Origin of the sequence: Vogesella indigofera (assembly GCF_028548395.1) — a bacterium.
GTDB classification, from domain to species: domain Bacteria; phylum Pseudomonadota; class Gammaproteobacteria; order Burkholderiales; family Chromobacteriaceae; genus Vogesella; species Vogesella indigofera_A.
This window is the reverse complement of sequence record NZ_JAQQLA010000003.1, coordinates 317,520-330,130: the sequence shown is the minus strand read 5'-3', so window position 1 is coordinate 330,130 and position 12,611 is coordinate 317,520. Positions and strand designations below refer to the sequence as shown.

Sequence of the window (12,611 nt, the reverse complement as noted above, 5' to 3'; positions counted from 1 at the left end):
GAATGAAAAACCAGGGATGAACAATCAAACCATGAAAGCCCTCACCTTCAAACGCTATGGCAAGTCGCCCGGGATCGGGCTCGCCGAGGTACCCCGCCCCACGCTGAAGGGCGACGAACTGCTGGTGCAAGTCCACGCTGCCAGCGTGAACCCGATCGACAACATGATTCCGACCGGGATGTTCAAACCGGTGCTGCACTTCCAGCTGCCGGCCACGCTGGGCAGCGATCTGGCCGGCGTGGTGACCGAGGTTGGCCGCAACGTGACCCGTTTCAAGCCGGGCGACGCCGTCTTCGCCAGCATCTTCGACCTCGGCACAGGGGCCATTGCCGAGTTCGCGGTGGTGCCGGAGCGCGCCGCCGCGCTGAAGCCGGCCAACCTGGACTTCGTGCAGGCCGCGGCTATCCCGATGGTCGGCCTCACCTCGTGGCAAGCGCTGAAGGAACGCGCCAGTCTTCAGGCCAGCCAGAAGGTGTTCATCCCTGCAGGTGCCGGCGGGATCGGCACCTTTGCGATCCAGCTGGCCAAGCACCTTGGCGCCACGGTGGGCACCACCACCAGTACCGGTAACGTCGAACTGGTGCGCAGCCTGGGCGCAGACGAGGTGGTCGACTACAAGCAGCAGGCATTCGAGAACGTGCTGCGCGACTACGACGCGGTACTTGGCACCGTCAGGGGCGACGCGATCGAGAAGTCCATCGCCATCCTCAAACCGGGAAGCAGGATCATCTCGCTGATCGGGCCGCTGGACGCCGCCTTCGCGCGTGCCAAGCGCTTGAACTTCGTGCTGCGGTTCGTGTTCGGGTTGATGAGCCGCAAGATCATGCGTCTCGCGAAGCAGCGGGACGTCAGCTACTCGTTTCTGTTCATGCACCCCGACGGCGCCCAACTCACCGAAATCGGCAAGCTGCTCGAAACCCAGCGCATCAAGCCCGTGATCGACAAGGTGTTTCCGTTCGAGCAGGCCAAGGAGGCGCTTGAGTACCTTGCCCAAGGGCGATCCAAGGGCAAAGTGGTCGTCAAGATGTTGTGAACCGTCTCCATCAAGCCCCCCGTTTTTACCCACCAGACCGACAGAAGAAAACCATGAACGCATCCAGAAAAATCGCAGTTGTCACCGGCGCTTCATCCGGCATTGGCGCCGTCTACGCCGATCGTCTTGCCCGGCGCGGCTATGACCTCTTGCTCGTTGCCCGCCGAGGTGACCGCCTGCAGACGCTCGCCACCAAGCTTGAGCAGACTTACGACATCAAGGCCGAAACGCTGGTGGCCGACCTGGAGCAAGAAGCCGGCCTCACGCAGCTGGAAACCGTGCTCGCAAGCAATCCCGCCATCCGGGTGCTGGTGAACAACGCCGGCATCGCCAGGCTGAGCCCGGCTGCCGACGCACCGCTGCAAGACTCGCTGTCGCAGATCGCATTGAACATCACCACCCTGACGCGCTTGACGCATGCTGTGCTGCCCGCATTCAAGGCACGCAACGATGGCGTCATCATCAACATTGCCTCGGCACTAGCGCTGCATGCGCTGCCGGTCAGCGCCGTCTACAGCGGCACCAAGGCTTTCGTGCTCAATTTCAGCCGCGGCCTGCAGCAGGAACTGGCGAATACCGGCGTCCGGGTCCAGGTGGTGCTGCCTGCCGCCACCGCCACCGATCTTTGGGACATCTCCGGGGTGCCGCTGGCCGCACTGGCGCCAGACACGGTGATGTCTGCCGAGCATCTGGTCGACGCCGCCTTGGCCGGTTTCGACCAGGGCGAGTCGGTCACGTTGCCGTCCATGGCCGATACCGGCCTCTGGGAGCGATACGACACGGCACGCGCCGAGCTGTTCACCACGATGCAGACCGGCCAGCCCGCGCCGCGACTGCTTGCCCTCTGACACCGAACGACATCCCCTGGAGATTTTCATGAGCAGCACGCTCTTCACCCCCACCGAGCTTGGCCGCCTGACGCTGAAGAACCGCATCGTCATGGCACCGCTGACGCGCAGCCGCGCACCCGGCAACCTGCCCAATGAACTGATGGCGCAGTACTACCGCCTGCGGGCGGAGGCCGGACTGATCATTACCGAAGGCACCTCGCCCTCACCCAACGGCCTGGGTTACGCACGTATCCCCGGACTGTTCAACGCAGAACAGGTGCAGGGCTGGCAACGGGTGACCGATGGCGTCCATCAGGCCGGCGGCAGGATTTTTGTGCAATTGATGCACACCGGGCGGGTAAGCCATCCCGCGAACATGCCGCCCGGCGCCAGCGTCCTGGCGCCCTCGGCGGTCGCCGTTCCCGGCGAGATGTGGACTGACAGCGACGGCATGCAGCCGCATCCTGTACCACGCGAAATGAGCGAGGTGGACATTGCGCAGAGCATCGCCGAATATGCGGCGTCGGCCAAACTGGCGATACAGGCCGGTTTCGATGGCGTCGAACTGCATGCGGCCAACGGTTACCTGATCGACCAGTTCCTGAATACGGCGTCCAATCAGCGTCAAGATCGCTGGGGCGGCTCGGTCGAAAACCGCATCCGCTTCGCAGTCGAAGTCGCCAGGGCGACCGTCGCCGCCATTGGCGCCGGGCGCGTCGGCATGCGGATCTCGCCGTATGGCGTCTTCAATGCCCAGATGCCGGATGCCGAGATGGATGATGTGTACCTGCGTCTGATCGACGAGTTGAACGCGCTTGGCCTGCTCTATATCCACGTCGTGGATCACAGCGCGATGGGCGCGCCGGAAGTCAGCCCCAAATTGAAAGCCAGGCTGCGTGCCGCGTTCAACGGGCAATACATACTCTCCGGCGGCTACGATGTCGCCCGCGCCGAGGCCGATCTCGACGCGCAGCGTGGCGACCTGGTGGCGTTCGGTCGTCCGTTCATCTCGAATCCGGATCTGGTCGCCAAGCTGAAGTCGGGCCAGGAGCTGGTGGCGCCGGATTTTGCGACCTTCTACACGCCGGGCGAAAAGGGTTACACCGACTACTGAGACGCCGGCCCGGGCAACTCCCATTCACCCGCCGGCAAGCCACAAGGTTGGCCGCAAGCACTGCACCCGCTTGCGGCCAACCTTTCACCGTAATGCAACTACACCGGCAGGCGGCTGCCGGCCTTCACCTCGCGCAGCGCCAGGCTGGAGTGGATGGACGCCACCCCCGGCATCTGCCGCAGCACGTTCTCGACAAACTCGCTGTAGGCGTCCAATGACGTGGCCACCACCTGCAGCAGATAGTCGGCGTCACCGGTGATCTTGTGACAGGACAGCACCTGCGGCTGCGCGCACATCGCCGCCTCGAACGCGTTCGGCTCGTTGCCGCCGTGCGCGCTGAAGCGGATCTGCACGAAGGCCAGCACGTCCAGCCCCAGCTTGCGGCGGTCGAGATTGGCCTGGTAGTCCTTGATATAGCCGTCGTCTTCCAGCCGTTTCAGCCGCCGCCAGCACGGCGTCACGCTCAGCGACAGCTGCTCCGCCAGCCGGGGATTGGACAGCGTGCCGTCCTGCTGCAGCAGACGCAGAATAGTCCGGTCTGCGGCATCCAGTTCGTTTCTTGGTTTGTTCGTACTCATTATTGCCATTAAGAGAGTCTATTCATATCGCAGGATAGCGAATGGCGGGCGCTTAAAGCAAAGTAAATCCCGGGCCGCCGCCACATACTGGTTGCCGTCACCTTCCCCTGTACGGCACACCGTCATGCTTACCATCTACAGCAATGCCCATCGTCTGCACCACGCCACCGAACTCAAGGACGGCGTCCTGAAGCCCTGTTTCGAGATGCCGAGCCGCGCCGACACCATTCTGGCGCGGGTACAGGCGGTTGGCCTGGGCGAGGTCATCGCACCGCGTGAATTCGGCAGCGCCAGTTATGCCCGCGTGCACAGCGAGCGCTATGTGCGCTTTCTGGAACAGGCGTGGCGCGAATGGCAGGCGCTGGGCCGCCAGCATGACGCGCTGCCGCTGATCTGGCCGGTGCGCGATCTGCGCAGCGATATCGAGCCGGTGCATATCGACGGCAAGCTGGGCTTTTACGCGATGGACGCCGGCGTGGCGATTACCGCCGGCACCTGGGATGCGGTGCGCAGCAGCGCCAATCTTGCGCTGACCGGCATGGCCGCGCTGGCGCAGGGCGAGTACAGCGCCTTTGCGCTGTGCCGTCCGCCCGGCCACCACGCCGCCGCCGAATACATGGGCGGCTACTGCTATCTCAACAATGCCGCCATCGCCGCGCAGGCCTGCCTCGACGGCGGTGCCCGCCGCGTGGCGGTGCTGGATGTCGACTACCACCACGGCAACGGCACGCAGAGCATCTTCTATGACCGCGCCGACGTGATGTTCACCTCGCTGCACGGCGACCCGCGCCACTCCTACCCCTACTTCCTCGGCCATCGCGACGAAACCGGCACCGGCGCCGGGCTGGGCTTCAATCACAACTACCCGCTGCCGCACGGCACCGGCTGGGACGGCTACGGCGCGGCACTCAGCCACGCCTGCGACGCCATCGCCGCCTATGCCCCGGACGCGGTGGTGATCTCGCTGGGGGTGGACACCTTCAAGGACGACCCGATCAGCCACTTCCGCCTCGAAAGCGAAGACTTCCTCAAGATCGGCCAGACCATCGCCGGCATCGGCCGCCCGACCCTGTTCGTGATGGAAGGCGGCTACATGGTCGACGACATCGGCGTCAACGCGGTGAACGTGCTGCGCGGCTTCGAGGGCCAGCGCTGATACGACCGCCAAGGGCGGCAGACGGCCCGGCCAGCCCGGATAGCCGGCTGGCCTCCGCTCGGCCCCCCGTTTTGCAATAAAGCGTTCCACCCAGCACCGGGCGGCGGGAGAAAACACTGCGCATAGACGCAGCCTGCCCCGGCATCACGGCAACCCCGATCTACATTCAGGAAAACACATGAGAAACTTTGCAAAACTGAGTCTGTTTGCTGCTACGGCCCTGTCGCTCACCGCCTGCGGCAAGCAGGAGACGGCCGCCACCGCGCCGGACCATACCGCCGCAGCCGGCGTCGAGACCATCAAGATCGGCCAGGTATCGCCGCTGACCGGCCCGATCTCGCATCTGGGCAAGGATGTCGAGTTCGGCGCCAAGCTGGCGATCGAGGACCTCAATGTCGAAGGCGTGGAGATCGGCGGCAAGAAGGTGCGCTTCGAGCTGGTGTCCGAGGACGATCAGGGCGATCCCAAGATCGGCACCCAGGTGGCGCAGCGCCTGATCGACGCCGGCGTGGTCGGCGTGGTCGGACACCTGAACTCCGGCACCACCATCCCGGCCTCGCGCATCTATGCCGATGCCGGCATCCCGCAGATTTCGCCCTCCGCCACCAACCCCGATTACACCCGGCAAGGCTACAAGACCACCTTCCGCATGATCGCCAACGACGTGCAGCAAGGCACGGCGCTGGGGCAGTTCGCCATCGACACGCTGAAGGCGAAAACGGTGGCGGTGGTCGATGACCGCACCGCCTACGGCCAGGGCCTGGCCGATGAATTCGCCAAGGCCGTCACCGCCAAAGGCGGCACGGTGGTGAAGCGCGAGTTCACCACCAATACCGCCACCGACTTCAACGCCATCCTGACCGCGATCAAGGGCGCTCAGCCGGACGTGGTGTTCTACGGCGGCATGGACGCCCAGGCCGGGCCAATGGCAAAACAGATGAAGCGGCTGGGGATCAAGGCCAAGCTGATGGGCGGCGACAGCATGCAGACCCCGGAATTCATCAAGCTGGCGGGCGACGCCGCCGAAAGCCTGTATGCCTCCGCCTGCGGCCTGCCGCGCGACAAGATGCCGGGCTTTGCCGCCTTCAACACCAAGTTCCAGAGCAAGTTCAACACCGAGATCCAGGTGTTCTCGCCGTATGAATACGACGCCGTGCGCGTGCTAGTCGACGCGATGCAGCGCGCCGGCTCCAGCGATCCGAAGCAGTATCTGGCCGAAGTCGGCAAAACCAACTACACCGGTGTCACCGGCAAGGTGTCGTTTGACGCCAAGGGCGACATCAACAACGGCGCGGTAACGGTATACCAGGTCAAGAACGGCAAGTGGCAGGTGGTGTCCACCGTCGGCGGTGCCTGAGCGGCCACGCCCGAAGCCGGCGTGCACGCCGGCAACAAGATTGATTTCCTCTGAAAGAAGTACTTTAGCCAGCCTTGTGCTGGCTTTTTTTGCGCGCGCGAGGCTGGTTGCGGCCAACGTTGGCCGCAAAAAAAACCGCTGCGTCCGGTAACGGGCGCAGCGGTCTGGCGTTCGGCGGTGCTAGTGGCAGCCATCCGGCGTGCAGAACGCCGCATCGGTCGCGCCATGGCTGGTCGCACCGCCCAGCAAACCTCGCAGATAAGCGGCAAACGCCTGCGGCTTGCCCAGATACGGCGACAGCTCCAGCCGCTGCAGCTGGCCGTTCAGTTCCAGCAGCAGCGACGGGAAGCCGCGCAGGCCGTGCGCGGCCATGTCGCGGTGGCTGCGGCCAACGTGGGCGGCGAATTCTCCCTGCTGGCGCTGGTATTCGGCGGCAAAGGCGGCGCCGTCCAGCCCCATTTCCTGCGCCAGCTGCTGCAGCACCGCCGGCTCGGCAAGGCGCTGCCCGTCCACGTAGTGCGCCTGCTGCAGGCGGTGCAGCATCGCCAGCCCGTCCACGCCCAGTGCCTCGGCGGCGAGGATCGCCAGCGTCGGCGGCGTGCTGTCGAATACCGCGCTGTTATCCAGCAGCAGGCCATTAAAGTAGGCATCGCCAAACGGCTGGCCGGTCAGTTGCTGGATGCGCGCATCGTGGCCCATCACGTACTGGCGCAGCTGCGGGCTTACCTGCTGGCGATTGGCGCCGCTCATCATCGCGCCGGCGTGCAGTGCGATGGCGAGGTCGGCAACGTTGGCCGCGGCGGCCAGCAGCGGCGCCGCGCCGTAACACCAGCCGCACAGCGGGTCGTAGTAGTAGTGCAGAACGCCATTTACCATTTCATTTCCCCTTTGTTTACCTTGGCGCCGATGTCCAGCGCCAGCCCCATGCCGGCCTGCGGGTAAGCGCGCTGCATGGCGGCAATCAGTTCGGCGGCATTGTTGGCCTTGCCCGCCTCGCTGTCAAAACGCTGCAGGTAGGTGCGGGTATAGCTGATGGCGCTGGCGTCCAGCGCGCTGCCGGCGGCCATGTGGCCGGGCACCACGATGGCGGGCTTGAGCGCCGCCATCTCGTCCAGCTGCGCCAGCCACGCCTGGCGCTCGGCCGGCTGCTGGGTGTCGGCGGTCCACACGTGCAGGCCGCTGAACAGCGCCACGTTGCCGGCGATGGCGCGCAGCGACGGAATCCACACATACGGGCGCTGCGCCAGCACGCCACGGGTGCCGCGCAGCTCGATCTTTTCACCGTCCACGCTCAGGCTGTCTGTTTTCAGGGCAGTGGGCACGATGGGCTGTTGCGGTGCGTTGGCGCCCATCTTCGGCCCCCAGAACGCCAGCTTGCCGGCCAGCTTGGCCTGGATCTTGCCGGCCACCGCCGGGGTGGCCACTACTTGCGCCTGCGGGAACAGTTGCTTCAGCACCTCGGCGCCAAAGTAGTAGTCCGGGTCGGCATTGCTGATCAGGATGGTCTTCAGCGTCTTGCCGCTGTCCAGCACGTTGGCCGCAATGCGGTAGCCGTCGGCGCGGGTAAAGCCGCTGTCGATCACCATCGCCTCGCGCTCGCCGCTCACCACCACGGCATTGGCGTGAAAGCTGCCCTCGCCGGCGTTGTAGACCTTCAGCTGCAGCGGCTGGGCGGCGTGGGCGGCGGTGGCGCTCAGGGCAAGGGAGGCAGCGATCAGTGTGGTTCGAAACATGGCGTGTCCTTTCATGGCGGCGACGGCCGCGTGCTTGATGGACGTCACTATAATTTCTCTATCCGCGCAGATAAACCGGATAAACTGCGCATATTTGTTGCACAAATCGGGCAAATAATATGGACCGAGTCACCGCAATGCGGGTATTCGCCGATGTCGCCGCCAGCGGCAGCTTCAGTGCCAGCGCCGAGCGGCTGCAGATGTCGCGCGCGATGGTCACCCGCTATGTGGCAGAGATGGAGCAATGGCTGGGCGCGCGGCTGCTGCAGCGCACTACCCGCCGAGTGACGCTGACCGACGCCGGCGAACAGGCGCTGCGCCGCTGCCTGCAAATGCTGGCGCTGGTGGCGGAGGTGGAGGACGAGGTGGCGCCGGCCGATGCCGGGCTGCGCGGCCAGCTGCGGCTGACCAGCAGCATGTCCTTCGGCCATGCCCACCTGGCGGCGGCGCTGGCCGATTTTCTGGCGCAGCACCCGCAATTGAAGATCGACCTCAACGTCGGCGATGCGACGCTGAACCTGGTGGAGGCACGCATCGATCTGGCGATCCGCATCAGCAGCGAGCCGGACCCGGCGCTGATCGCGCGGCCGCTGGCGGTGTGTGATTCGGTGCTGGTGGCCAGCCCCGGCTATCTGGCCAGCGCCGGCACGCCGCAGACGCCGGCCGAGCTGGCCGGCCACCGCTGCCTGGGGCACAGCAATGTTGGCCGCAGCAGCTGGCGCTTCCAGCGCGCCGCGCAGACCGACACCGTCAACGTGGCCACCCACTTCACCGCCAACGACGCCACCGTGCTGCTGTACGCGGCGCTGGCCGGCGGCGGCATCAGCCTGCAACCGAGCTATCTCGCCAACCGGCTGCTGCATAGCGGCGAGCTGCTGGCGGTGCTGCCGGAGTGGCAGCCGCCAGCGATGACCATCTACGCGCTGTACCCGTCGCGCCGCCACCTGTCGCCGGCGGTACGCGCGCTGCTGGATTTTCTGGTCGCGCGCTTTACCACGCTGCGCTGGTAGCCGCGCGACAGCTAGTTGCCAGCCACGTCCACGCCGTCATCCTCTTCTGCCCAGCTCGGGAACGGGTCTGCCAGGCCGGCCCAGCTTGGCGCCCCGGCAGCCAGTTCGTCGTCGGTTAGCAGGCAGGCGTCGAAGGCCGCCGTCAGCGCCGCCGCGTCCATGTCGATGCCGATCAGCACCAGCTCCTGCTGGCGGTCGCCCCACGGTTCCTGCCAGCGGCTGGCGATCAGCGCGCGGCTTTCCGCGTCGTCCGGCCAGTCGGCGCGATCGACCGCATCCCACCACAGCCCGCCCAGGCCGTGACGCGACATGGCGCCGGCTTGCGACCAGCTGCCGACCAGCAGCGGCCGTGTCGCCAGCCAGAAGTGGCCCTTGGAGCGCACCACGCCCGGCCATTCCTGCTGCAGCCAGTGATACAGGCGCTGCGGATGAAACGGCTTGCGCGCACGGTAGACAAAGCTGCCGATGCCGTAGGCTTCGGTTTCCGGCACGTGCTCGCCGCGCAGCTCCTGCAGCCAGCCCGGCGCCTCGGCGGCGGCGTCAAAATCGAACAGCCCGGTATCCAGCACCGTGTTCAGCGGCACGCGGCCGAAGTGGCTGCTGACGATGCGCGCGCGCGGATTGAGCGTGGCCAGGATCGCCTGCAGGTGGCGGATGTCGGCGGCGCTCATCAGGTCGGTCTTGTTGAGCACGATCACGTCGCAGAACTCCACCTGCTCCACCAGCAGGTCCACCACCGTGCGCTCGTCGTCCGCACCGGCCGCCTCGCCGCGCTGCGTCAGGCTGTCGCGCGAGCCGTAGTCGCGCAGGAAGTTGAAGCCGTCCACCACCGTCACCATGGTGTCCAGCCGCGCGATGTCGGCCAGGCTGTGGCCGTCGTCGTCGCGGAAGGTAAAGGTCTCCGCCACCGGCAGCGGCTCGGCAATGCCGGTGGATTCGATCAGCAGATAGTCGAAGCGACCGGCGGCGGCCAACTGGCGGATCTCCACCAGCAGGTCCTCGCGCAGCGTGCAGCAGATGCAGCCGTTGCTCATCTCCACCAGTTTTTCCTCGGCGCGACTCAGTGCCGCGCCGCCGTCGCGCACCAGCTGCGCGTCGATGTTGACCTCGGACATGTCGTTGACGATCACCGCCACGCGGCGGCCGTCGCGGTTGTTGAGGATGTGGTTGAGCAAGGTGGTCTTGCCGGCGCCGAGAAAGCCGGACAGCACGGTGACGGGCAGGCGATGATCTTGGGGTTGGGACACTGCATTCCTTTCGTTATAACGTAACAATCAATAAAATTACGTTATAACACACATGTCAAGCCCTGCCCTGCGTCACGCGACTGACATCAGTCCGTCACACGCCTGCCACCCGCCGCCACCACAATGCCCGGATGCCCAACCCCGGAGGCGATATGCATACCCATACCCTGATCAACAAGGCGGTACACAACAGCCGCAGCACCGGCACGCGCGCGCTGGGCGACCGACTGTTCGCGCGCTGGTTCAGCCAGCTGGTCTACGCGCAGATCTGGGAAGACCCGCTGGTCGACATCGACGCGCTGCAGCTGCAGCCCGGCGCGCGGGTGCTGACCATCTCCTCCGGCGGCTGCAATGCGCTGGCCTACCTCGCCTGCGCGCCACAGGAGGTACACGCGGTGGACCTCAACGCCAGCCATCTGGCGATGCTGGCGCTGAAGCGCGCCGCGTTCCAGAGCCTGCCGGACTACCCGACGCTGCTGGCCTTTCTCGGCGGCGCCGACGATGCGGCCAACCTGCAGCGCTACCGCCAGCATCTGGCGCCGCAGCTGCCGCCGGCCGCGCGCCAGTACTGGGAACAGACCGACTGGCGCGGCCGCCCGCGCTACAGCCTGTTCGCGCGCCACGCCTACCGCCACGGCCTGCTCGGCCGCTTCATCGGCGCCGCGCACGGCCTGGGGCGGCTGCTGGGCGGCAACCTGTCGCGGCTGGCCTCCGCGGCCAACCTTGACGAGCAGCAGGCGCTGTTCGATCGCCACCTGGCGCCGCTGTTCGACCACCCGCTGTTGCGCTTCCTCGTCCGCCGCCCGGCAATGCTGTACAGCATGGGCATTCCGCCCGCGCAGTTCGCCGCGCTGCTGCACGACGCCGACGGCGACCTGCCGGCGCTGTTCCGCGAGCGCATGCGCCGCCTGGCCTGCGATTTTCCGCTGGCGGACAACCCCTACGCGCAGCAGGCGTTTGCCCGCCGCTACGATACCGGCCGCCAGAGCGCGCTGCCGATGTACCTGCAGCAGCAGCACTACGCCGCCATCCGCGAGCACAGCCCGCGCCTGCACAGCCACCACTGTTCGCTGACCGATTTTCTCGTCAACCGCCCGTCGCACTCGCTGGACACCTACCTATTCCTCGACGCGCAGGACTGGATGGACGACACCCAGCTCAACGCGCTATGGCGCGAAGTGACCCGTACCGCCGCCAGCGGCGCGCGGGTGGTGTTCCGCACCGGCGGCAGCGCCTCGCCGCTGGAAACGCGGCTGGCGCCGCAGGTGCGCGCCGCCTGGCGCACCGACCCCGACCACAACCGCGAGCTGCACCGTCGCGACCGCGCCGCCATCTACGGCGGCGTCCACCTCTATATCAAGCAAACATGAACCGACTCAAACCCGCGCTGCTGCTGGACGGCCACGCCAGCTGGCTGAGCCAGGCCCGGCTCAGCGGCGGCCAGCACTGGGTGCGCAATGCCGCCTGCGACGTCTGCTGCAGCGACGCCGGCAATCCGCCGATCCCGGTCACCCGGCTGCACACCTTCAGCGCGCAGGACAGCTACGTCGCCAGCGCGCGCTCGGCATGGCTGCGCTACGCGCAGGACGAAGCGCAGCGCAAGAGCCGCTCGCTGGGCACGCTGGCGCAGGTCGCCGGCCTGCCGCTGTCCGGCCTGATCACCGCCGCGCGGCTGGACGAGGCGGCGGTGATCAACAACTGGCTGATCTCCACCAACCTGCACCCGGACTGGCAGGACAGCGACCTGTCGCTGCTGACCGAGTCCGTGATGGCGCGCCACTGCGACAGCCCGCTGCTGCTGCGCAATGTCAGCGACGCGGTCAACCCCGGTCTCGCGCAAAGGTTGGCCGCACAGGGCTGGACGCTGCTGCCGGCGCGGCAGATCTACACCTGCGATCCGCAAGACCCGGCGGTGTGGCAAAGCCCCAACGTCAAGCGCGACCAGAAGCTGCTGGCGCAGCCCGAGCTGCAACTGTGCGGCCCGGACTCGCTGACCGCCGACGAGCTGCCGGCGTTGCGGCGTTGCTTTCGCGCGCTGTTCATCGACAAGCACTCGGTACTGAACCCGGATTTCACCGACGAATTCTTCGCGCTGTGCCTCGACAAGCGCTTCCTGGAGCTGCACGCACTGCGGCTGGACGGCCGCATCGTCGGCGTCATCGGCCTGTATCAGCGCTACGGCTGGCTGACCACGCCGCTGCTGGGCTACGACACCACGCTGCCGCCGGAGCTGGGGCTGTACCGGCGGCTGATGGCGCTGCTGCTGCGCGAGGCACAGGCGCGCGGCCTGCGCCTGCACTACAGCTCCGGGGCCGGCGCCTTCAAGCAGCATCGCGGCGGCGTGCCGGCGCTGGAGTACAGCGCGGTGTTCAGCGCCCACCTACCGGGGCGGCAGCGGCTGGCGCTGAGCACGCTGGCCGGCATCCTGCAGCGCATGGCCGGGCCCATCCTCAGCCGCCACGGCTGAGCACGGCGAGCCGGATCGGGACTTTGCTTAGCTGAAATGGTGATTGGCATAAAACATGCTGATGGCGTTATGCTGCGCCATTGGCA

General features: G+C 66.5%; 12 protein-coding genes. 8 read left to right on the top strand and 4 right to left on the bottom strand.

Features of this window, described 5'->3' with window-relative positions; genetic code table 11:
- Positions 1 to 16 precede the first annotated feature (16 nt).
- Genes PQU89_RS03530 through PQU89_RS03520 form a run of 3 tightly spaced genes read left to right on the top strand, consistent with a single transcriptional unit; the run spans position 17 to position 2,977 of the window.
- Positions 17 to 1,033 carry an NADP-dependent oxidoreductase gene (locus PQU89_RS03530; protein WP_272764644.1) on the top strand — a complete coding sequence of 339 codons (1,017 nt, stop codon included), beginning with the start codon at positions 17 to 19 and terminating at the stop codon, positions 1,031 to 1,033.
- Positions 1,034 to 1,086: 53 nt separating this feature from the next.
- Entirely contained in the window at positions 1,087 to 1,881 is a 795-nt protein-coding gene (locus tag PQU89_RS03525) for an SDR family NAD(P)-dependent oxidoreductase (protein WP_272764643.1), read from the top strand.
- 28 nt (positions 1,882 to 1,909) lie between these two features.
- On the top strand, positions 1,910 to 2,977 hold the full coding sequence (locus PQU89_RS03520; protein WP_272764642.1) for an alkene reductase: 1,068 nt from the start codon (positions 1,910 to 1,912) through the stop codon (positions 2,975 to 2,977).
- 98 nt (positions 2,978 to 3,075) lie between these two features.
- Here the strand turns inward: PQU89_RS03520 and PQU89_RS03515 are convergent, their stop codons facing one another.
- Entirely contained in the window at positions 3,076 to 3,555 is a 480-nt protein-coding gene (locus PQU89_RS03515) for an Lrp/AsnC family transcriptional regulator (protein WP_272757203.1), read from the bottom strand.
- A 124-nt stretch (positions 3,556 to 3,679) separates the two neighbouring features.
- Between PQU89_RS03515 and PQU89_RS03510 the strand changes: the two genes are divergently transcribed.
- Entirely contained in the window at positions 3,680 to 4,711 is a 1,032-nt protein-coding gene (locus PQU89_RS03510; RefSeq protein WP_272764641.1) for a histone deacetylase family protein, read from the top strand.
- Between the two features lie 178 nt (positions 4,712 to 4,889).
- Positions 4,890 to 6,068, top strand: a complete 1,179-nt coding sequence (locus PQU89_RS03505) for a branched-chain amino acid ABC transporter substrate-binding protein (RefSeq protein ID WP_272764640.1) — start codon at positions 4,890 to 4,892, stop codon at positions 6,066 to 6,068.
- Between the two features lie 180 nt (positions 6,069 to 6,248).
- On the opposite strand, the gene PQU89_RS03500 is transcribed toward PQU89_RS03505, so the two are convergent.
- The gene (locus PQU89_RS03500; RefSeq protein ID WP_272764639.1) at positions 6,249 to 6,944 is read right to left on the bottom strand and encodes a DsbA family protein; all 696 of its coding nucleotides are present in this window, start codon (positions 6,942 to 6,944) and stop codon (positions 6,249 to 6,251) included.
- The gene (locus tag PQU89_RS03495) at positions 6,938 to 7,801 is read right to left on the bottom strand and encodes an MBL fold metallo-hydrolase (RefSeq protein ID WP_272764638.1); all 864 of its coding nucleotides are present in this window, start codon (positions 7,799 to 7,801) and stop codon (positions 6,938 to 6,940) included. The genes PQU89_RS03500 and PQU89_RS03495 overlap by 7 nt, the downstream gene beginning before the upstream one ends.
- A 119-nt stretch (positions 7,802 to 7,920) precedes the next feature.
- On the opposite strand from PQU89_RS03495, the gene PQU89_RS03490 reads away from it, so the two are divergent.
- Positions 7,921 to 8,811, top strand: coding sequence for a LysR family transcriptional regulator (locus PQU89_RS03490; RefSeq protein WP_272764637.1), 891 nt, complete (start codon positions 7,921 to 7,923; stop codon positions 8,809 to 8,811).
- A gap of 11 nt (positions 8,812 to 8,822) precedes the next feature.
- Here the strand turns inward: PQU89_RS03490 and zigA are convergent, their stop codons facing one another.
- Complete coding sequence (gene zigA / locus PQU89_RS03485) at positions 8,823 to 10,058, bottom strand: zinc metallochaperone GTPase ZigA (RefSeq protein WP_272764636.1); 1,236 nt, start codon at positions 10,056 to 10,058, stop codon at positions 8,823 to 8,825.
- Positions 10,059 to 10,210: 152 nt separating this feature from the next.
- Between zigA and PQU89_RS03480 the strand changes: the two genes are divergently transcribed.
- Both PQU89_RS03480 and PQU89_RS03475 read left to right on the top strand, forming a co-directional pair.
- Positions 10,211 to 11,428 carry a BtaA family protein gene (locus PQU89_RS03480; protein WP_272764635.1) on the top strand — a complete coding sequence of 406 codons (1,218 nt, stop codon included), beginning with the start codon at positions 10,211 to 10,213 and terminating at the stop codon, positions 11,426 to 11,428.
- Positions 11,425 to 12,525, top strand: coding sequence for a GNAT family N-acetyltransferase (locus PQU89_RS03475; RefSeq protein ID WP_272764634.1), 1,101 nt, complete (start codon positions 11,425 to 11,427; stop codon positions 12,523 to 12,525). Before PQU89_RS03480 ends, PQU89_RS03475 begins: the two co-directional genes overlap by 4 nt.
- The last annotated feature ends 86 nt before the right edge of the window (positions 12,526 to 12,611 follow it).